This window comes from Kibdelosporangium banguiense (assembly GCF_017876405.1).
Classification (GTDB): Bacteria; Actinomycetota; Actinomycetes; order Mycobacteriales; family Pseudonocardiaceae; genus Kibdelosporangium; species Kibdelosporangium banguiense.
The window spans coordinates 10767035-10788465 of record NZ_JAGINW010000001.1 but is presented as its reverse complement, the minus strand read 5'-3'; the positions used below and the strand labels follow the sequence as shown (position 1 = coordinate 10788465).

At 66.6% G+C, this 21431-nt stretch carries 12 protein-coding genes; 10 read left to right on the top strand and 2 right to left on the bottom strand.

Translation table 11 applies throughout. The annotated features are described in order from the left end of the window. Positions 1-4 precede the first annotated feature (4 nt). Together metK and JOF56_RS48290 are read right to left on the bottom strand one after the other, a co-directional pair. Entirely contained in the window at positions 5-1198 is a 1194-nt protein-coding gene (gene metK / locus JOF56_RS48295) for a methionine adenosyltransferase (protein WP_209646204.1), read from the bottom strand. An 11-nt stretch (positions 1199-1209) separates the two neighbouring features. Continuing rightward, complete coding sequence (locus tag JOF56_RS48290; RefSeq protein ID WP_209646203.1) at positions 1210-2628, bottom strand: cytochrome P450; 1419 nt, start codon at positions 2626-2628, stop codon at positions 1210-1212. Between the two features lie 173 nt (positions 2629-2801). Here JOF56_RS48290 and JOF56_RS48285 point away from each other — a divergent pair, with 173 nt between their 5' ends. The 10 genes from JOF56_RS48285 to JOF56_RS48240 all read left to right on the top strand — a co-directional run bounded on the left by JOF56_RS48285 (position 2802) and on the right by JOF56_RS48240 (position 21313). Further along, the gene (locus JOF56_RS48285) at positions 2802-6131 is read left to right on the top strand and encodes a non-ribosomal peptide synthetase (RefSeq protein WP_209646202.1); all 3330 of its coding nucleotides are present in this window, start codon (positions 2802-2804) and stop codon (positions 6129-6131) included. Next, on the top strand, positions 6131-9406 hold the full coding sequence (locus JOF56_RS48280; RefSeq protein WP_209646201.1) for a non-ribosomal peptide synthetase: 3276 nt from the start codon (positions 6131-6133) through the stop codon (positions 9404-9406). The genes JOF56_RS48285 and JOF56_RS48280 overlap by 1 nt, the downstream gene beginning before the upstream one ends. After that, positions 9403-13734 carry a non-ribosomal peptide synthetase gene (locus JOF56_RS48275; protein ID WP_209646200.1) on the top strand — a complete coding sequence of 1444 codons (4332 nt, stop codon included), beginning with the start codon at positions 9403-9405 and terminating at the stop codon, positions 13732-13734. Before JOF56_RS48280 ends, JOF56_RS48275 begins: the two co-directional genes overlap by 4 nt. 43 nt (positions 13735-13777) lie before the next feature. Continuing rightward, positions 13778-14845: a 3-methyl-L-tyrosine peroxygenase-related protein gene (locus JOF56_RS48270; protein ID WP_209646199.1), complete on the top strand. Its 1068-nt coding sequence runs from the start codon at positions 13778-13780 to the stop codon at positions 14843-14845. Further along, positions 14842-15501: a class I SAM-dependent methyltransferase gene (locus JOF56_RS48265; RefSeq protein WP_209646198.1), complete on the top strand. Its 660-nt coding sequence runs from the start codon at positions 14842-14844 to the stop codon at positions 15499-15501. Before JOF56_RS48270 ends, JOF56_RS48265 begins: the two co-directional genes overlap by 4 nt. A 59-nt stretch (positions 15502-15560) precedes the next feature. Beyond that, the gene (locus tag JOF56_RS48260; protein WP_209646197.1) at positions 15561-17765 is read left to right on the top strand and encodes a M28 family peptidase; all 2205 of its coding nucleotides are present in this window, start codon (positions 15561-15563) and stop codon (positions 17763-17765) included. 25 nt (positions 17766-17790) lie between these two features. After that, on the top strand, positions 17791-18000 hold the full coding sequence (locus JOF56_RS48255) for an MbtH family protein (RefSeq protein WP_209646196.1): 210 nt from the start codon (positions 17791-17793) through the stop codon (positions 17998-18000). A 29-nt stretch (positions 18001-18029) separates the two neighbouring features. Continuing rightward, positions 18030-19118, top strand: a complete 1089-nt coding sequence (locus JOF56_RS48250) for a methyltransferase (protein ID WP_281065599.1) — start codon at positions 18030-18032, stop codon at positions 19116-19118. A gap of 429 nt (positions 19119-19547) precedes the next feature. After that, the gene (locus JOF56_RS48245) at positions 19548-20084 is read left to right on the top strand and encodes a winged helix-turn-helix domain-containing protein (RefSeq protein ID WP_209646195.1); all 537 of its coding nucleotides are present in this window, start codon (positions 19548-19550) and stop codon (positions 20082-20084) included. A 59-nt stretch (positions 20085-20143) separates the two neighbouring features. Further along, positions 20144-21313 carry an NAD(P)-dependent oxidoreductase gene (locus JOF56_RS48240; protein ID WP_209646194.1) on the top strand — a complete coding sequence of 390 codons (1170 nt, stop codon included), beginning with the start codon at positions 20144-20146 and terminating at the stop codon, positions 21311-21313. The last annotated feature ends 118 nt before the right edge of the window (positions 21314-21431 follow it).

Below are 21431 nucleotides of genomic sequence, written 5' to 3'. Positions count from 1 at the left end.
TGGTTCACTCGGTCGCTGCCTGCTTGAGCGCGTCGGCTCGATCTGTGCGTTCCCAGGGGAGATCGATGTCAGTGCGGCCGAAGTGGCCGTACGCGGCGGTCGCGGCGTAGAGCGGACGCAGCAGGTCCAGGTCGCGGATGATCGCCGCCGGTCGCAGGTCGAACACATCGTTGACGGCCTGCCGGATCCGGACTGGGTCCACGGTCTCGGTGCCGAAGGTCTCCACGAACAGGCCGACCGGGTTGGCTTTGCCGATCGCGTACGCCACCTGGACCTCGATCCGCTGTGCCAGGCCTGCGGCCACCGCGTTCTTGGCGACCCAACGCATCGCGTAGGCGGCCGAGCGGTCTACTTTGGATGGATCCTTCCCGGAGAACGCGCCACCGCCGTGCCGGGCCATGCCGCCGTACGTATCGACGATGATCTTGCGCCCGGTCAGGCCGGCGTCGCCCATCGGGCCACCGACCACGAAACGACCGGTCGGGTTCACCAGCAGCCGCACACTGGACGTGTCGAGGTCCAGCCCGGAGATCTCCGGCTCGACGACCAGCTCCCGGATGTCGACGCCGAGCAGCTGGTCCAAGTCGATCCCATCCGCGTGCTGAGTGGACACGACGACGGTGTCGAGCCGGACGGGCTGGTCATCGGCGTATTCGATGGTCACCTGTGTCTTGCCGTCGGGGCGCAGGTACGGGACGTGGCCCTGCTTGCGGACAGCCGTCAGCCGCCGGGAGAGCCGATGTGCCAACGCGATCGGCAATGGCATCAACTCAAGCGTGTCGGTGCAGGCGTAACCGAACATCAGACCCTGGTCGCCCGCGCCCTGGCGGGCGATGGTGTCCTCGGCGTCCTCCACACGGGTCTCGTAGGCGGTGTCCACACCTTGGGCGATGTCCGGTGACTGTGCGCCGATGGCGACGTTCACACCGCAGGACAGGCCGTCGAACCCTTTGGCGGACGAGTCGTACCCGATCTCGACGATCTTGCTGCGGACCAGGCCGGGAATGTCCACGTACGCGTTGGTGGTGACCTCGCCGGCGACATGCACCTGGCCGGTCGTCACCAACGTCTCGACAGCCACGCGCGACCGGGGATCCTGGGAGAGCAACGCGTCCAGGACGGTGTCACTGATCGCGTCGCAGATCTTGTCCGGGTGGCCCTCCGTCACCGATTCGGATGTGAAGAGTCGGCTCGTCATGACAGTCCTCTCTAGGCGGGCAGATCGATGACATCGGTCAGTGACCCGGTGACGGTGTGCCTGGGTGGTACCGCCGCGCCAGGGGAAAGCACCAACGCCTGGACCGGTTCGGCCGGCACGGTGGAGATCCGGACCACTGGGTCGATCACCGTGTCGCCGGCAAGGGCCAGCGGGGCCTGCTGGAGAATCCTGGTCAGCACGACCTTGATCTCCAGCAGCGCCAGACTGCGGCCGATACAGCTGTGGGTGCCCAGGCCGAATGGGAAATAGATGTGCTGTGCGGGCCGGTTGTTCTGCCAGCGGCCGGGGTCGAACCGCAGTGGATCGGGGAACGAGTCCTTCTCCCGATGCGTCACGAACGCGCTGACCACGACCATCGCACCGGCCGGTATCCGGTGACCGTCGATGCTGGCACCTTCGGTGGCGTAACGGATCGCGAAGCTGGCCGGTGGTATCAGCCGCAGGCTTTCCTTGACCACGAAGTCCAGCACTGGCATGTCGTCGAACAATTCCGGGGCAGGTGCGACGGTGCCTGCCGTTCGAGCGATCTCCTTGACCAGTCGCGCACGCCACTCCCGGTGCTGGTCGAGCAGAACAAGTGTCCAGAACAGCGCGGACGCGACACTGTCATGGCACAACGCGGTGTACGCCTCACCGATGATCTCCGACTCGGACAGGGAATCGGCGGCGTTCTCATCCCGGCTCGAAAGCATGCCGAGCAAGTCCGGGGCGGCCAGTTGGTCCTGGCGTGCCTTCACTAGATCGCGCAGAGTCTGCTCGACCTCGTCGGCCAGCTTGGACATTCTGCGGAAAGGCGTGCCGGGAAGAGGTTTCTGCACCAGCGAGGTCAGCGGATGGCTGGCTGCCTTGGCCAGGGCAGCCATGGCGTCGTGCAGCCTGCCGGCTTTGGCGCGATCGTCCAGTCCTGCCATTGTGGACAGTGAGACCCGGGTGACCAGAGTCGCGAACTCCTTGTGCAGATCGATGGCCTCGCCGGGCTGCCAGTCTCTGATCATCTCGTCGGCCATGGTGACGATGGTTCCGGTGTACACGCGAACATGTCGCGGCGAGAAGGACGTTTGCATTGCCTGCCGGTGACGGCGGTGAACCGCACCGTTGAGTCGCAACAGCCCGCTGGTCAGCAGCATCATCGGCGAGCCGGGCGGCAGCCGCAGATGCCGGAACGAGTCGGAGTGGAACTCCTGCCTGGTAAGGACTTGGCGTGCCTGCTCAGGTCCGAGAGCGAACACAGTGCGGGGCCGTCGCGCGGGCACCGCGCTCAGGACACCGTGCTGCTCGCGGACCTCCCGTAGGAACGCCAACGGGGATCGAAGCAGGTTCAGCCCGGTCAGCAGCGACCGGATGCCCAGGGGATCATTGTCTCCGGGCATCGGGTCGCGGTGGGCTTCCAGGGATCGGGGAGCTGGCATGACTGCCCTTCTGGGCTTGCGGAAGTGCCCTGGCCAGGCAGCATCCCGGTGTGGCAACGGCCAGACCCTTGCTACCGGATGGCCGCCGCCGTGCCGGGCAGTCCGGACAGAATGCGGTTAGAAGAAGCGGTGTGCGCGGACTTTCTCACACGAATCCGTCAAGAACCCCTCATGTGTTCGACAGGACTGCCGAGCGGCCGCACGCGCCGCTGGCACCGTTGCCCTCGTCCGGCGAGATCCACTCGGCACAGGAGGCTCCGGCGATGCCCAGTCCCACGGCGAATCCGCGGCAACAGGCGATGGCCCTGCTGCACGAGGTCGACCCCGCCGTTCCAGGGGCCACGCTGGGGATTGCGCTTCGCATCGCGGACACAGTGGACACTGAGAAGCTGACTTCGGCGGTGGCCGGACTGGTTCGACGGCATGACGCGCTCCGGACTCGGCTGGTACGGGACAATGCGGGCTGGCGGAAGGTGGTCGATCCGGCGGAATCCTCCTTTGACCCGCAACGATACTGCTCAGTTGTCTTTCTGCCGCCGGACATGACGGCGAGCGCGCTCACCCAGGAACTGACCCGACGCTGCCGCGTGGTGCTGAGTGTCACCGAAGGGCCGCTGTTCCGTGCGGAGATCGTGCACGCTGAAGGATTCCCGCGAATCCTTGTGGTCGTTGTGCATCACGCGGTGGTCGACCTCTGGTCGGTCGGCGTGCTCGTCGATGAGCTCGGCGCGCACCTCGCCGATGTTCCGCTCTCTCCAGTCGCGCCGGGCGAGGTGCAAGAAGCAGGTCCCCGTCGGCTTGATCGTGCCTGGGCCTTCTGGAAGGACCTGCTCAGTCATGGTGTGGATGCGCTCCAACTCCCGGCGGCGCCGCACCTTGACGACACACCGGCCGAACGCTCCAGCCACGCCCGGACTTCAGTACACGCTCGGTTGGCACTCGGCCGTGAGCGGACCAGTGTCCTGACGGCACTTTCCCGGGAATGCGGTGTGACTCGTTTCGCGGTCCTGCTCGCGGTGAAAGCACTGGTGCTGGCCAGACTCAGCGGCGCGGTCCGGGTGCCGGTCGCTGTCCCGCTGCATGGCAGGTCCAGCGACTCGATCCGTGCGGTCGACTATCGCGTGTCCACAGTGGCGCTGCCGGTGAATACTTCAGCCGCCACCGTCGGCGACCTGATCGAACACACGTCGCGCGTTCTGCGCGGTGCGATGGCGCATCAGAAGCTGAGCTATCCCGAGCTGGTCGCGATGTCGATGGCCGACGGAGGGCCGGAGATTCCCGTGCCGGACGTGGCATTGCTGCTGCAGCAGGACACTCCTGGCGCGCCGAAGGGAACCGCGGCCGGCCTGCTCGGCGTGGGAACGCTGGAGGTCCACGGTCTCGAGTTCGACGTCGCCGTGCCGCCGCCCAGCATCGGCCCGTTCGGCCTGGCGACCTTGCTGACCGAACATGAAGGCAGTTTTGTCGGCAGAGTCGAGGTCGACCCCGCCCGATACCAGCCGTGGCTGGCCGCGCGTGTGTGCGAGGCGTTTCTCGCGGTAGTCGACACCATCGATCGCGGTGCGAAGACACCCATTGATGACGTAACCGCCGTGAGCAAGGCGGACGCCGAACAGCTTGCGCAGTGGGCGATTGCGGAACCGCCGCCCGGCGACGAGATCTTGATGCACGAACTTGTCCTGGGCTCGGCGGCAACGCACCGCGACGAGACAGCAGTCGTCGCGCGTGACGGTGTCCTGACCTATGGGGAACTGACGGACCAGTCCGCAGCCGTCGCTGCGGCATTGCATGAGCGTGGTGTCGAAGTCGGTGACGCTGTGGCTGTCCTCCTGCCTCGGCGGCGTTCACTCCTGCCCGCCCTGCTCGGCATTCTCAGAGCCGGAGCCACCTATGTGCCGCTCGACGCCACCTCACCGGCTCAGCGCCTGGAAGCGGTCGTCACCGACGCCAAAGCCAAGTTCGTGGTGGCGGACAAGCAACTGGACGACCATCTGCGCGGTTCGCCTGTCCGGGCACTGATCCTCGACGAGATGCTACGGCAGTCCGCGAGGCCCGCCCCCGCGGTGGAACTCCATGGTGAGAACGCCGCGTACATGCTGTTCACCTCCGGCTCGACCGGCCGCCCGAAAGGCGTGGTCATCCCGCACCGGGCGGCCGCGAACTTCCTGAGGTGGGCAGTCACGGCGTTCACGCAGGACGACCTGGCGGAAACGTACGCCGTCACCCCGGCCACGTTCGACCTGTCGATCTTCGAGTTGTTCGCCCCGCTCGTGGCGGGAACCAAGGTCCGCCTGCTCGACAGCGTGCTGGACCTGCTGGATCCAGGTCCTGTCACGCAGGGCGGCACGCTGCTCAACACCGTGCCGTCGGCGGTCACCACACTGGTTGGGCGGGATGCGTTGCCGACGAGTCTGCGAGTGGTCAACCTCGCCGGTGAACCACTGACCGCGTCTCTGGTTCATGGTGTTCACGAGCGAGTGCCGGGCGTGCGCTTGTTCAACCTGTACGGTCCGAGCGAGACCACGACCTACTCGACCTACGTCGCCCTTGCCGCGGATGTGGTCGACCCCATCCCGATCGGCCGGCCAGTGGGCGGCACCAGCCTCGCAGTCGTGGACGGGAACATGCGCCCGGTTCCGCCCGGTGGCGCCGGCGAGCTCCTGATCGGTGGGGTGGGGGTCGGGCTCGGATACACCGAATGGCGGTCGGGTACCGCGGCCCGATTCCTGCCGGACCGCAGCCGTCCAGGGGAACGCCTCTACCGGACCGGCGATCTCGTGCGCTGGCGGCCGGACGGCGTGCTGGACTTCCTCGGGCGGGTCGACGATCAAGTCAAGCTGCGCGGCTTCCGGATCGAACTGGGGGAAGTCGAGTCCGCCCTGCGCGCCACAGTCCAGTTGCGGGAAGTCGCGGTGCTCGCCGAAGGCGCGGGCAACGATCGCAAGCTCGTCGCTCACCTCGTTGCCGCCGGCACGGTTCCCGATCCAGCGGCCGACTGGGTTCGCGGTCTGCGGCAACGCCTCCTGCGACGGCTACCCGCGTACATGGTGCCGAGCGCATTCACTGTCTCTGAGGCACTGCCCAGGAACGCACACGGCAAGCTCGACCGCGCAGCGGTTCGGCAATTGCCTGTCGTGGCTGTGACATCGGGCGAGCGAGTCGCTCCTCGGACAGACGCTGAACGGCGCGTGGCCGCCTGCTGGCGGGCCGCACTGGGCACGACCGAGCTCGGTGTGACGGATGACTTCAGCGATGTCGGAGGCCACTCGCTACTGCTGACGACGCTCGCACATCTGCTGTCAGTCGAGTTCGACGTCGCTGTGGACCTGGCTGCGCTGTCCCGCCGCCGGACCGTCACCACGCAGGCCGAGCTGATGGCGGGCCTCCAACACCAGCCAGTGACGGCCGCTCGGAACACCCCGGTCGCCCGCGTCGACCGCTCCAGGTTCGTCACGCCACCTGAGCCGTCCCCGCGTATTCAGTCCCACGCCAAGGAGTCCTGATGATCGACCGACTGCCCGCGGGCGCGCTGGTCTTCCCGGCGTCGCCCGGACAGGAACGGTTGTGGTTCCTCGACCAGGTCAACCCGGACGCAGACCGGGCATACGTACTGGCTGTCCGAGTGGACCTACGTGGTGAACTCGACCCTGTCGCCTTGCAGCGTGCGGTGAACACCGTGATCGACCGGCACGAAGCACTGCGCACTGGCCTACGGCACGTGGACGGCCGACTTGTCCAGGTCGTCCTGCAAGGGGTGACGGCACCTCTGCGTCAGGTCCGGGACGCGCGCCCGGACGACTTGGACACGTTGCTGCGGGCCGAGGCCGTGCGGCCTTGGAACCTCGCACAGCCACCGCTGGTGCGCTGCCTGCTCGCAGCCGTCGCCCCCGGACATCACGTGTTGCTGCTGTGTGTGCATCACGCTGTCTGCGACGGCATGTCCTTGCAGGTCGTGCTGGATGAGGTGATGCAGGCACACGCTGGGAACCCGTCAGCGGAATCCGAAGCGCCGTACCAGTTCGCGGACTACGTGCTGTGGGGCCGGGACGGGCATGGCGACCTTGCCGACGAGACGCAGGCCAAACAACACGCCCAGCAAGTGGAGTTCTGGTCGGGGTCCCTGCGGGACGCTCCGTTGGTCCTGGACATTCCGACCGACCATCGTCGGCCGCGGCTCCAGTCGTTCTCGGGGGCACGACTGCCCGTCACCTTGGACTCCTCGACCACAGACCGCCTGCGAGGCTGGGCAACCAGGGCCGGTGTGACGCCCTACACCGTCCTGCTGACAGCTCTTTCCGTGGTGCTGTCCCGGGCAAGCGGTCAGGACGACTTGATCATCGGGCTGCCGGTGGCCAACCGGGCGCGGCCCGAGTTCGCGCGGACAGTCGGCTACTTCGCCAACACCTGTCCGCTGAGGGTGGACATGCGTGCCAATCCCAGCCTGCCGGATCTGGTCACGACCGTCCAGCGGTCGCTTGACGACGTGCTCCAGCACTCCACACTGCCGCTCGGGGAGATCGTCGAGGCACTCAGCCCGGAGCGGTCGACCGGTCGCAACCCTGTCTTCCAGGTCATGTTCGGCCTGCAGCAGGGTGTCCAGCGAATCTACCGGCTGCCCGGACTGGTCGCCGACGTGTCCGAAGTGGATACCAGGGCGGCCCGGGTCGACCTGTCCTTGTTCCTGTTCGAGGACGAGAACGGGGAACTTGCTGGCTTCCTGGAGTACGCCGACGCCCTGTTCGATCCCGGGACGGCCGAGGTACTGGCTTCCGCGTTGCAAGAAGTGATCACGCGGATCCTCAGCGACTCCCCGGCAAGCGTCGCCGCCACTCCTCTGGTCGCAGACGCTTGCGCGACGGACCGGACCAACGATCTGACGGACTTGCCCGAACCACCGTCGTGGGACCTCGCCTGGCCGCGCGTCCTGCACTACGACACGCAACAGGCGTCCCGGATCGCGGTACAGGACAACGACATCAAACTGACCTACCGCGAACTGGCCCAGCTCATGGACAGCGCGGGTGCGTTGTTGCGCCGCGCCGGTGTCCGGCCTCGCGACAGAGTCGCCGTCCAGGTCGAGCGGGGCGTGCTCCCGGTTCTCGCGATGCTTGCCTGCTGGCGCGCGGGAGCGGTCTATGTTCCGATCGACCCGAGAGCGCCGATCGTCCGCACCGAACTCATCCTGGCCGAGGCCCAGCCCGTCGCCGTGGTCACCGATGATCCCTGCGCGTTGCCCAAAGGACTGCAGCACCTGGCGATACCAGCGCATTCCTTGCTGCATGCGCCGTCCCAGAGCACCGCGCCCGTCCCGGTCCAGCCGGACGCCGTCGCCTATCTCATGTTCACCTCGGGATCGAGCGGCCGGCCCAAGGGAGTCGCGGTCAGCCACAGCAACCTCGCGAAGTTCCTGCAGGCGATGACCGCGCGGCTGGAGATGACGCGGCGTGACCGGATGCTGGCGCTGACCACGACTGCGTTCGACATCTCGCTGTTGGAGCTGCTGGGGACGCTCATGGTCGGCGGCTCGGTCCACGTGGCGCCCGCCTCGGCACAGCGGGAGCCCACCGAGTTGGCGCGCCTGCTGGACGACCCGGCCATCACCTTGGCCCAAGCCACTCCGGCGGCCTGGCGAATGGCGCTGGGGGCGGGCTGGCGTCCCAGGCACGGGCTTCGAGTGCTTTGCGGTGGGGAAGCGATGTCCGCCGATCTGGCCGACGCGCTCGCCAACGGCGCCGATGTGCTGTGGAACCTCTACGGGCCGACGGAGACGACGATCTGGTCCACCGCGGCCCGGGTCGGGCGTGGCGAAACGGTCTCACTCGGACGCCCGCTGGACGGAACCCGGCTGTTGGTCGTTGACCGTGACCTGCGGCCGATCCCAGTCGGGTTCGTCGGTGAACTGCTGATCGGCGGACTCGGCGTCGCCGCTGGATACCTCGACCGGCCCGCGCTCACCGCCGCGCGTTTTCTCCCTGATCCCCACGGATCCGGGCAACGGCTGTACCGAACAGGCGACCTCGTCAGGGAACGGCACGACGGAACGCTGGAGTTCGTCGGCCGAGCCGACGATCAGGTCAAGGTACGCGGTCATCGCATCGAACTCGGCGAAGTGGAAAGCGTGTTGCGTGCGTGCGCTCACGTGTCGGACGCTGCGGCGGCGATCCAGTATCGCGGCGGCGAGGCGGCAGTCGTGGCCTATCTGGTGGCCGACGAGACCGCGTGTACGGATGAACACGAGTGGGTCACGCAGATACGTCAGACAGCCGCCCGCGTTCTTCCCGCGAGCGCAGTTCCCGGTGAGTTGTACTGCGTTCCGATCATTCCCTTGAATCCCCACGGAAAAGTGGACCGCCGGGCACTCGCCGGCACAGGCCGCCGGATCGGCACGGTCGCCGATCGGGTCGCACCTCGCGGCGACGTGGAAGTCAAGATCGCCACGATGTGGCGCGACCTGCTGGAGGTCGACGAGGTCGGCGTCACCGACGACTTCTTCGCGCTGGGCGGCCATTCCCTGCTCGCGGCGAATCTCCTGCAGAGCATCGACCGGCACTGGGGTGTCCGGGTGCCGGTGGCGGACTTCTTCGTCGAACCGACCATCGCCCGGCTCGCGGCGTCCCTCACACAGCTCATCGGCGAAGTGGGCACCGCCGGTGCCGGCGAGACAGGTGCTCCGCCGGTCATCGAGATGGCCGGCACCGATGACTGGTCCTTCACGCCTGTCCGACCCGAGCCCGCCGCTGTCACCACGCGCCGGGCTGCCAAGGAGGCAACTCCGTGACCACTGTCGACAATCGCTCCTCATTCTCCGGCGCTCTGCAGCTGGCCATTGCGCGGCACGGTGCTGTCGCGGCCGAGCCGTTGTCCGCCGAGCAGCGAAGGCTGTGGCTGCTCGGCGGGATCAGTGGTGCGCGCTGGGCGACTGTGCTCGGCCGGTACCACACCGCCGCCCCCGTGGACCCGGCCGAGATCCAGCTCAGGCTGGGGGAGGCAGCGGCCCGTCACGAGGCATTGCGCAGCGTTTTCACCACGGTCCAAGGGCGTCCGGTCCGGCTCGTGCTGCCTACGATCGACACGGCGTTCCGGCTGGCCGACCTGAGTGCTACCGACTCGCACAGCCGCACACACATCACCACCGCGCTGAACGAACCGTTTTCAGTGGAACACGGCCCACTCCTGCGCGTCCTGCTCCTGCAGGCCGGTGACCACTCGGAAATCGTCCTGGTGGGTCTCCGCCTGGTGCTTGACGAGACCTCGTTGAACCTGCTCGCCGGTGAACTGCTGGCCGCGCCCGGCTCGGCCGGCGGACCACCGCTCAGCACCGTGATCGAGGCAGGCGAGGCACGACTGCGGCAGCCCGATGTCGCCGGCCGGGTCGCTGAATGGGGCCGCTGGTTGTCCGCGCCGGCAGCGACCGAGATCCCGGGCGAACGCCAACGACCCGCGATCAAGAACATGGAGACCGGCAGCGTTGTCGTGACGCTGCCCCACAACAGTCAGCAGACAACAGATGACTGGACCGCCACAGCGACGGCCGCGTGGCTAGGCCTGCTGATGCGCTACCAAGCCACGACAGAGGCGATGACGGCCGTACGGATCACACGTCCGGCATCCGTGAGCCAGGTCGTCGGTCCGTTGGACGGGATCCGGCCCGTACGCGGTTCGCTGGAGCCCGGCGGTGCCCTGCGGGATCTGCTTCCGGCAGTCACCCAGCAGATCCGAACCCCCACAGTGGACGTTCCGTTCGCGCACCTGCTCGATGTCGTGCCGCCACGCCGCGACGTCAGCCGTGCCCCTTACGTCCAGACACTCGTTCATGTGGCCGGCGACAACGACAGCGGTATCATTTCGGTTCCACCAGGCGCGGGCACGACCGACTATGACATCGAACTGACCGTCTGGGTTGCCGAGTCGGTGATCCGGCTGCAACTGGACTACGACCGGCAACTGTTCTCCGAAGACCAGGTCCGCACGATCGCCACGCAGTTCGGGACTTTGCTGAACCTGCTGGCTGACGGCCCGGACGGTGTCGCCTTGGACAGCGTGTCCCTGCTCGACGAGAAGAGCGCCGTGCAGGCGGTCCTCGCCGGCACCGGTGATCGAGTGCCGATCGAAGCCGTGTCCCTGCTTGACGTGTTCCGCAGGCAAGCCGGCCGGACACCGGACAACCCGGCAGTGCGCATGGGTGAACAGACCCTCACCTACGCCGAATTCGGCACCCGGGTCCAGCTGATCGCGGCCGAACTCGTGCGCCGCGGCGTTGAGCCGGGCCATCGCGTCGCGGTCTGGCTTCGCCGCAGCCCGGACGCGATCGCCGGTTTCCTCGGCGTGCTGGCGGCCGGTGCGGCCTTCGTACCGGTGGACCCTGCCCATCCCGAAGACCGGGTCCGATACCTGCTCGACGACTCCGACCCGGCATTGGTGCTCACCGAGACCGCCGTACACGCCGCACACGCCGTGGGCGACGTGGGCAAGCCGGTCGTGCTTATCGACCAGTTGACCGCTGCGGTACCGGAAGTCACGCTCCCGGAACCGCTTGGTGAGGATGCCGCGTACCTGATCTACACGTCCGGCAGCACGGGCAGGCCCAAAGGTGCGCTGGTACGTCACGAGAGCGTGGTCAACAACGTCCGATGGCGGCAACGCCAGTGGTCGCTGACCCCGTCGGACGTCGTCCTGCACAACCACGCGTTCAGCTTCGACCCATCAGTCTGGGCGATCTTCTGGCCACTGAGCACCGGGGCGTGCGTCGAGCTCGCGTCCGAACAGGACATGAACGATCCCTCCGCGCTCGTCAGAGTGGTCCGCGACGGCAAGGTCACAGTGATCGGAGGCGTTCCTTCCTTGCTGGGTCTGTTGCTGGACCACCCGGCAGCGGGCGAGTGCACTCAGGTCCGGCTGGTGCTCAGCGGCGCCGAACCGCTGACGCCAGCACTGTTGAACCGCATCGCCGCCACGTGGTCAGCGCAGGCCGCCAATCTCTACGGACCCACCGAAGCCACGATCGACGCGGCCGCGTATCGGATACCGGCGGACGAATATCCCGTACCCGTGCCGATCGGCCGGCCTGTCGACAACGCCGGCATGCATGTCGTCGACCCTGCCCTGCAACCGGTTCCCGCAGGCATACCGGGGGAGATCGTCATTACGGGCGCAGGTCTGGCCACGGGATACCACCGCCGGCCGTCGCTCACGGCCGCACGATTCCTGCCCGATCCCTTCAGCGGCGTCACGGGCGCGCGGCTCTACCGCACAGGAGACCTCGGCCGTCGGCTGCGTGACGGCACCGTGCAGTTCCTCGGCCGGGTCGATGACCAGGTGAAGATCCGGGGGCATCGCATCGAACTGCCCGAAGTCGAGAACGCGGTACGCGTCGCCGCGGACGGAGCGGAAACCGTCGTCGTGGCGCTCGACGCGGGAACCGAACGTGCCCGGCTCGCGGCGGCAGTCGTCACGACCCGCCACACGGTCGAGGATCTGCGCACGGCTCTACGGGCAGAGCTGCCCGAGTACATGATCCCGGAACGCGTTCACCTGGTCTCGGAGCTCCCACGCACGCCGACCGGCAAGGTGGACCGGCTGGGTCTTGCCAGGCAACTGGCCGAGACGTCCTCGCCGCACGAAGTGCGCACGGCTCCCCGTACCGAGCTGGAGCAATCGGTCGCCGACGCCTTTCGCCGAGTACTGCGGATGGACCAGCTCGACGTGCACGCGGACTTCTTCGAACTCGGTGGCACGTCGATGATGATCGCGAGGCTGTCGGAGACGCTCAGCGCGCAGCACGACGTCCAGATCCCGCTGCACGAGTTCTTCCAGACGCCCACTGTGGCCGGTGTGGCGGAGACGATCTCGGTCTATCGCAGGGATGGCCTGTCCGGGGTACTCGCTCGCAGGCATGCCGCGATGCTGGAAGCAGACGGCACCCTCGACGACGCCATCACCCCGGAAGGCCTGCCGCGGGCAGACTGGCGCGACCCGAGCCGTGTCCTGCTCACCGGTGCGACCGGATACCTGGGCCTGCACCTTGTGGAGCAGTTGCTCCGGCGGACCGCCGCCGAGGTCGTCTGCCTCTGCAGGGCCGATGACGAAGAGCATGCGTTGCAACGGCTTCGTGAAGGCTTCGCGCTCTACGAGATCTCCGTCGAGGATCAGCTTCACCGTGTCCGGTGCGTCGTGGGCGACCTCGCCGGGCCGTTGCTGGGCCTGCCCCAGCAGGTCTGGGACGAACTCGCCGGAACTGTCGATGTGATCTACCACAATGGTGCCCTGGTCAACTTCGTCTACCCGTACTCCGCCTTGAAAGCGCCCAACGTCACCGGGACGCAACGGATCATCGAACTCGCGTGCACCACCCGACTCAAGGCTGTGCACTACATCTCCACAATTGACACGCTGCTGGCCACCCACAGCCCGCGGCCCTTCCTGGAGAACGACGCCCCCTTGCACTCCGCTGTCGGAGTGCCCGCCGGTTACACCGGCAGCAAATGGGTCGCCGAGAAAGTCGTCGACGCCGCACGACGGCGAGGCATCCCGGTCACCGTGTTCCGGCCAGGGCTGATCCTCGGTCATACCGCCACCGGTGCCGTGCAGACCATCGACTACCTGCTTGTGGCGATGCGCGGGTTCCTGCCGATGAAGATCCTTCCGGAGTACCCGCGGATCTTCGACATCGTCCCGGTCGACTATGTCGCCGCCGCGGTGGTGCACATCTCCCGTGAACCGGAGGCACTGGGCGAGTTCTTTCACCTGTTCAACCCGGCGCCCGTGCCGTTGAGCACGTTCTGCGACTGGGTGGCCAGTTACGGCTACGAGTTCGACATCGTGCCGTTCGCCGAAGGCCGCCGCCGCGCACTGGGCACTGAGCCCGGGCATCCGCTGTACCCGTTGGTGCCCCTGATCCGCGACGCCGATCCGGAGCCGCACCGGGCACTGGATCCCCGCCATGCCAACGAAGTAGAACCCGCCCGGGAATGCGCTGGCACCTTGCGGCTACTGGCAGGCAGCGGGATCGGTTGCCCGCCGACCACCGAGCAGGCCGCCCATGACGTCCTGGACTACCTGGTGCGAATCGGTTTCCTGCCCGCGCCTGCCGCGATCGCCGCCGAATGACCGGGATGACCGAGCAGCCGATGAGGCGCGGAAAGGAACCACAGTGGACCTCGAGTATCTGACCCGAGTCGTCGCACTGCCATTTCGGCTGGGGCGTCCCGAGGACCTGCCTGTCGGACTGGCCGCGGTGCGCGAGGAAGGCTCGGCATCGGCCCGTAAGGCGTGCCATTACCTGACAGCGGCCGAAAACGGCGACACCCAGGCGTTGCTGGAAGCCGCGAGACGGGCTCGCCGCCATCTCGGTGAGCCGGCACACGCACCCGTCGGAGCCGATCCAGCCGAGTCGGAGGCCAACCGGGACAACGATCTCGCCTTCGGCATCGTCCGTCACCACGGATCCGCCCTGCAACTGCTGGTCTACGCGAGTACGACAGCGTTGACCGGCATTCTGGAGGTCGCTGCCGATCAGGGATCCGCCCTGGACGAGGTCACCTGGGCAACGCTGGTCGATGGATTCGACATGACGTTCGGCTGGATCGCCGACCCGCATCGCAATCCGCGGCCTCGCCAGGTGCGTCATCCGGGCCGTGCTGCACCGCCACAGCCCGACGACGCACTGCGTCGATGGGTGCGTGGACACCACGTCTTCATGGTGTTGTCGCAAAGCTGCTCGCTCGCCGTGTCCGCCTTGACCCACTGCGCGATGACGGATGACTTCCTCGGCGCGGAGGCGGCAGCAGGTGCCGCGACCAGGCTCATGCACGCCTGCCGTGCGGCGTTGCGATACGCGGGGGACGCCAACGAAGCGCAGTACAACTCCGAGATCAGACCGACCCTGATGCCACCCGTGGCGCCGCCGAAGATGAGCGGGCTGCACTGGCGTGACCACGAGGCACTCGTCCGGGTCCTGAAGTCCAGTACGTACGCCTGGCGCTGGCTGGGGGAGTCGCACCCGCACTGTGTCGACGCGTTCCGGTCGGCTCTCGACGAGGCCTATTCGGCGCATCAGGGCGTGTGCCGGCACTTCGTCGGCGACCAGTCGCCCAGCCTGCTGGCCACGGCGAGGTCGACGCGGGCGGCCACGAGCGTTCTCGAGCAGTTCCGCCAGATCCGCCTGCAGTCGGTGCCGGAACCGACCACCGCCAATCCTGCCGATGGGAGTGCCCAGTGATCCACAACGTGGTCGTGGACGACGCGGTCCGTCAGTACATCGACGACGTGAACCCCGCGTTGGACGAGCTGGCCGGACAACTGCGGGCGGAGACCCTGCGGCTGCCGCTGGCCACGATGCTGGTGCCTGCCGAACAGGGCCGGCTGCTCGCCTTCCTGGTGTCCCTGACCGGCGCGCGGTCGGTGATCGAGGTCGGTGTGTTCACCGGTTTCAGCACCCTGTCGATGGCCCGTGCGCTGCCCGGCGACGGCGTGATCACAGCGCTGGACATCAGCGAGGAGTGGACGGCGATCGCCGAACGCTACTGGGAGAAGGCCGGTGTCCGCGACAAGATCAAGCTGGAGCTACGCCCCGCGGTCGAGAGTTTGGACGCCATGATCGCCCGTGGCGCCGCGGACACAGTCGATTTCGTTTTCGTCGATGCCGACAAGGAAAGCTATGAGCTCTACTACGAACGTTGCCTGACGTTGCTGCGTCAGGGCGGCCTGATGTTGCTGGACAACGTGCTCTGGTCGGGCCTGGTTGCGGATCCGGACGTCAGCGATCCCGAGACCGATTCGCTGCGATCCATCAACGCCCGGCTGGTCGGCGACAACCGGGTGGACAAAGTGGTCCTTCCGGTCTTCGACGGCCTGACTCTGCTGCGCAAGCTGTGAAGGGCGGGACACGGCGGCTCTGGCGGCTCGGAATCCACTGGGGGCCAACCATTGTGGCCGTGAGTGCCGCCGTGCACGGTACGTTCGCGCTCCGGCCGCCACGAGCAGCGGGATGGGACACGCCGTCAACGCGGTTCTCCTCGGCACGTGCCTGTCGTCATCTGCCGGCGATCGCGTCCTCGCCGCATCCCACCGGATCACCGGAGAACGATCGGGTCCGTGAGTACGTTCTGCGGGAGCTCAAGGAACTCGGCTTCGACGTCGAGATCCAGGATGCCTTCGCCACCAATGATCTCGGCCCGACCCCGTACGGGCCTCGCTACCTGACTGCCGGCCGTGTCCGCAACATTATCGCGCGGCGACCCGGCGCCAGCGAAGGCCGGGCCGTTCTGTTGATGACGCACTACGACTCCGTCGCACAGGGATCGGGCGCGAGTGACCCGGGAGCACCATTAGCCGCGATGCTTGAGGCCTTGCGGGTTCTGGCTGCGGACAAGCAGCCGCGCAACGACCTTGTTGTTGTGGTGAGCGACGGCGAAGAGGCCGGACTGCTGGGTGCGAAGGCTTTCTTCGACGAGCATCCGCTTGCTCGCGATGTCGTTGTCGCGTGCAACTTCGACGCACGCGGCACGTCCGGCCCGGTGCTCATGTTCGAGGCCGGGCCGAGCAACAGCACTGTGATCAGGGAACTCGCCCGTAGCGGCGCACCGGTGTTCGCGAGTTCACTGTTCGACGAGATCTATCGCCGGATGGACAACGCGACCGACTTCACGATCGCCAAACAGCGCGGGACAGCAGGACTGAACTTCGCGCACATCAACGGTTTCGTGCACTACCACGGACCACATGACGATATCGAGCACGTCGACCTGGGCAGTGTGCAGCACCATGGCGAACTCATGCTCTCGGTTGCCCGGCGGCTGCTGGCGCTGGACACCGCCCAGGCAAGTAGCTCATCGGATGATGTCTTCTTCACGCTGGGTGCCGGCAGACTGGTGAGATACCGGACCGCGCTCGCGTTGCCTCTGGCTGTGGGTGCGACGGCTGCTTGGGCAGCTGCGGCCGCAGTCGTGTGGCGGCGAAACCGCTTCACAGCAAAGCAACTCGGCACAGCGGCGGCCAAGATCGCCGGAAAGCTTGCGCTGAGCGCCGCCAGTACGACGATGGTCATGCAGACGATCGGTAACCGCAATCCCGAGTTCCGGCGTCATGGTGACGTCAAGGACTCCCATGACATCTATCTGGCGATAACAGCCAGCGCTGTCGGCGCTGTCGGCGCACTGCCTACAAAGGACGCAGCTCGTATCGTCGTGGCGACAGCACCGCTGGCGGTAGCATCTGTCGCGTCAGCCTTGCGCATGCCCGGGGCGACCTATCTGAGCACTTGGCCGCTGCTGGGTGGCGTGGCTGCCCTGGCCGCGTGCGCGATGAAGCAGCGTGGGCTTGGGTACGCCGTGGTGCGCTCAGCTGCGGCGCTTCCCGCGGCCATGATCCTGGTTCCGCTGTCCCGCTTGATGTTCCATGGCCTGACACCCCGGCTCAGCGGGGCCGCAGCGGTCGTACTTCACCTGTCGGGGGAACTCGCCGCCGTCGCGATGCCGCACCGCATCCGGTCCGCGGTACGCTTGGCGGCGTTCGGCCTCAGCACCATGGCAGTGGTACGCCGCCTGACCGGAAAGGCTCCGCAGGGCCCGCGGCCGGAGAACCTCAGCTATCTGCTCGACGCAGACCAGGCAACCGCTCGGTGGATCAGCAGCGACGACCAACCCACCCTGGCAATTCGCACACACCTGGGAACCAGCCCGGACCGGGTGTCTCTCGAACGGTATTTCCCGGGTTGGCGGCGTGAGTTCCTGTCGGCACCCGCCATCGCGCACGACATCCCGGAGCCAACCGTGCAGGTTGTGCGCAGTGAACGCGTTACCGGTGGGCGCCGGGTCGAACTTGTCGTCGGCTCCCGCCGGTCCGCGCGCCAGATCTCGATAGCGATCCGGGAAGGCATGGTGCGCGGCTGGCGGGTGGAAGGCAGACCCGGCCCGGCTTCGGACGCCGGACATGGACCCTGGGAGCTGTGGCTGCATGCCATGCCCGACCGTGAAGTCCACATCGAACTGGACCTGCCGGAGTCCCCCGTGGACATCCGCGTGCTCGATCGCACGGACGGACTGCCCGATGGCGGACCGGAGATCCCTCATCCCGCGGCTGCGCTCGATGTCGAGACGTGGGGCAACGCCACCATCGTCAGCCGCGTCGCCCGGATCTGATCGTACGAGAGGAGGTTTGTGAAGGATGTCAGCTTTTCTCGGTGACGATGGCTCGGTCGCCTGCCAGACCGTTGTCAACCACTTGGGGCAGTACTCGATCTGGCCGGCCGGCCGCGAGGTTCCGGACGGCTGGCGGGCAAGCGGATTCTCGGGAACCCGCGACGCCTGCCTGGCCCACATCGACGCGGTCTGGCCCGAACCGATTTCCGCCTACAGCAAGTACAAGGGCGAATGACCACCCACTTCCAAGGAGCCGTTCACACGATGACTGCGACCTTTGACAAGACTTCTCCCGCCGTTGCCGGTGGCCCACCGGTGGGTGACAGTCCACTCGACATGGCGGGGCTGTCCTGGATCCTGTTCGGGCACGCCGCTTTCCAGTATCTCAACGCGGCCAGCGAGCTGGATCTCTTCGAACTGGTACGGGACAACCCGGGGCTGACCCGGGCCGAGATCGGCGCCAAGCTGCAGCTGGCAGAGCGGGCTACGGATGTACTGCTGCTCGGGGTCACCTCGACCGGCATGCTCACAGTGGACAGCGGGCGCTACCACGTCGCGGCAGTCCTGGAACAGTTGATCGACACCGACGACTGGCAGCGTTTCAAGGACACTGTCGCGTTCGAACAGTACGTCGTCTACGAGGGCCAGCTCGACTTCACCGAATCGCTGCGGACCAACAGCAATGTCGGACTGCGCCGCGTGCGGGGCACTGGCCGCGACCTCTATCACCGGCTCAGTGAGAACCCGCACATGGAGTCGGTGTTCTACCGGTACATGAGGTCCTGGTCCGAGCTGGCCAACCAGCACCTGGTCGAGAAGCTCGATCTGAGTGCCACCACGAGGCTGCTTGACTGCGGCGGTGGTGACGCGGTGAACGCCATCGCGCTCGCGGAGGCGAACCCCCACCTCTCGGTGACTGTGTTCGAGATCCCGCCGACCGGTCCGATCACGGAGAAGAAGATCTCCGAGGCCGGTCACGCCGACCGGATCTCGGTCATCACGGGCGACATGTTCAGCGACCCGTTCCCGCAGGGGTTCGACACGGTCATGTTCGCCCACCAACTCGTGATCTGGACGCTGGAAGAGAACACGACGTTGCTGCGCAAGGCATACGAGGCTCTGCCGGAGGGTGGCCGTGTGGTCATCTTCAACTCGATGTCCAACGACGAGGGGGACGGACCGGTCGTCGCCGCCCTCGACAGCGTCTACTTCGCGGCGTTGCCTGCCGAGGGCGGGATGATCTACTCCTGGGCTCAGCACGAGAAGTGCCTGAGCGAAGCGGGATTCCGTGATTTCCAGCGGATCCCGTTCCCCGGGTGGACGCCGCATGGAGTCATCATCGCCACAAAGTGACATAGCGCCGTGCCGGTTTGCCGTGAGTCCGATCCGGGCTCACGGCACCTGCGCGCGCATTTCAATGTTCTTGTCGAACCTGCCGACAACCCGGGTATCCCTGCGTTGATGCGCAGTGAAAGAAAACGAAAAGATTTGTTTGCAGAGGCTGTTGCCTGCCGTCCTCGTCACTGCCTGTGTGCATTTTGGCCCATTCTCATGGTGGATCCGGAGCGCGTCTCACCCGTGTGGGCTAGATCATGGGATGTCTGGTTCATGGCGTGATGACCGATTGAGGCCAATGGGGTAAAAGGCCACCGCCTCCTTGAACCGGCAGATCTCTATGAGTTAACTGGACTCTGAGCCAGGAGGGCGCGCGGCAATGAGGCCGCCGGGATCGAGTTCGCTCGTCGAATATCTCATTGCTGCTGTCGCCAGGGGGAAGCAGACATGACCGAGTCGTTCAGTGACCAGCGCGTTGTGCTCGTCCGATGGCCGGCGGAATCAGAGTTGCGCCAGCGACTCAGTGATGCGGGCCAGTTACGTCTGCTGGTCCTGGAGTACGGGGTGGATCCGCCGTCCAACGTCGACCTGCAGGAAGACTGGGTGCGCCCGCCGGTCACCCGCGACGACCTACGCGTGCGCATGGCCAATCTGCAAGCCCGCCGGCACCTGGAACGCACGCCGGACATCGACTTGAACGGCATCCTGCGGTACGAGTCGAAGTCCATCGTCCTCTCGCCGACCGAGACCCTTCTGTTGAGCAGTCTGGTGCGCTCGTTCGGCAGCGTGGTGCACCGCCAGAAACTTCTCGACGAGCTGAGTTGCTCCTCCGACGGCCGCAACGCCCTCGACCTGCACATCATGCGTCTCAGGAGGCGGATCGAGCCACTGGGCCTGGCGATCAGAACCGCCTGGTCGCGGGGATACGTCCTCGAGCCACACCACACCGACGATGCCGACGAATCACCGGAAGCCACCGGTTGACCGGCCCTGTCGCAGCCCATCCCGTGGTTCAGCCCGGTCCGCGCGCGGACCACTTGTGCATGCCGGAGGCCCGCACCTTGTTGTCCGCACCTGAGACCGCACTTGACCTGCACAAGCGGCCTTGTCGTACACCGGATCTGCCAGTCCTCGACCAGACCGTGCGCCGATGGCCGGCCGTTGACTGCAGGCTTGTCCTCATCACACACCTTCTCGACACCGCGGTGCCCTACGTGCGTGCCCTGGCATCTGTTTTCGACATCGAGTGCGTGTTGCCGGTGCCGTACAGCACACGTCTTGGCGCGGTACAACAGCTTGGCGAGGTCCCGGTGCGCTTGACGGAGGACACCGGTGAACTCGCGCGAGAAGCGGTGGACATGGTTTGCGGAGCTGCCGCAAGGTCAGGCAAACCTGTTGTCCTGCAAGAAGTCGGCGGGTACGCGGCGTCCAGTGCGCATCGGATGGCCGCGGCCGGGGTTCAGGCCGTGGTCGAGGACACCATGCAGGGACTCTGGCGATACGAGTACATGCAGCCCCTGCCCTTACCGGTGTTCACCATCGCCGACAGCCCGTTGAAGGCGCTGGAGGACATCCAGGTGGGCAGGGCGATCGTGGCGACCACGGACCGATTGGTCCGTGCGATGCAATTCCAGCTGCTGCACGAGAAGAACGTTCTCGTTCTTGGCTACGGCAAGATCGGCACCGCCGTCGTCGACCACCTGCAGCGAATGGGTGGCCAGGTCAGCGTGTACGACACCGACAGCATTCGCGTTGCCGCGGCAGCGATGCGGGGTGCCCGCGTCGGGGAGCGCGATCGGCTCATCGCCGAGGCGGACGTGATCATCGGTGTCTCCGGTCATCGGTCGTTGCACGCTCAGGACATCCCGTTGCTGCATGACGGCGTCGTGCTGGTCAGCGGGAGCAGCAAGCAGGTCGAGTTCGACGTCGAGGCCCTGTACGCGAATGCCTGCCTGCGGCAGACAGCCGGCGAGACCACCGACTTCGAGCGCGCCGGAAGGATGATCCATCTGATGAACGCGGGGAAACCGGTCAATTTTCTCGATCAAAGCGTTCTCGGTCAGGTCCTCGATCTGGTCTGTGCGGAGCTGTACCTCACCACGGCCTGTGCCGCGAGCGGCCAGTCGGCACCCGGTGTGCACAGGCTTCCCGGCGATCTGCAGCACGAGCTGGCCGCGATGTGGGTCAGTCAATACAAAGTGGACTCCAGATGATCCGGCGCGGCCGGGGCGCCCCTCGAACTCCGGCCGCGCTGCTGACGACGCTCAGGGTACCCCTCTAGCCGCGAAGTCATACGATTGACTAACGTCATTCCTATGACTGATCGAGGGG

Coding starts and splice junctions, on each gene's coding strand:
- metK (WP_209646204.1), bottom strand. CDS start 1,198: ATGACGAGCCGACTCTTCACATCCGAATCGGTGACGGAGGGCCACCCG.
- JOF56_RS48290 (WP_209646203.1), bottom strand. CDS start 2,628: ATGCCAGCTCCCCGATCCCTGGAAGCCCACCGCGACCCGATGCCCGGA.
- JOF56_RS48280 (WP_209646201.1), top strand. CDS start 6,131: ATGATCGACCGACTGCCCGCGGGCGCGCTGGTCTTCCCGGCGTCGCCC.
- JOF56_RS48255 (WP_209646196.1), top strand. CDS start 17,791: ATGTCAGCTTTTCTCGGTGACGATGGCTCGGTCGCCTGCCAGACCGTT.
- JOF56_RS48250 (WP_281065599.1), top strand. CDS start 18,030: ATGACTGCGACCTTTGACAAGACTTCTCCCGCCGTTGCCGGTGGCCCA.
- JOF56_RS48245 (WP_209646195.1), top strand. CDS start 19,548: ATGACCGAGTCGTTCAGTGACCAGCGCGTTGTGCTCGTCCGATGGCCG.
- JOF56_RS48240 (WP_209646194.1), top strand. CDS start 20,144: ATGCCGGAGGCCCGCACCTTGTTGTCCGCACCTGAGACCGCACTTGAC.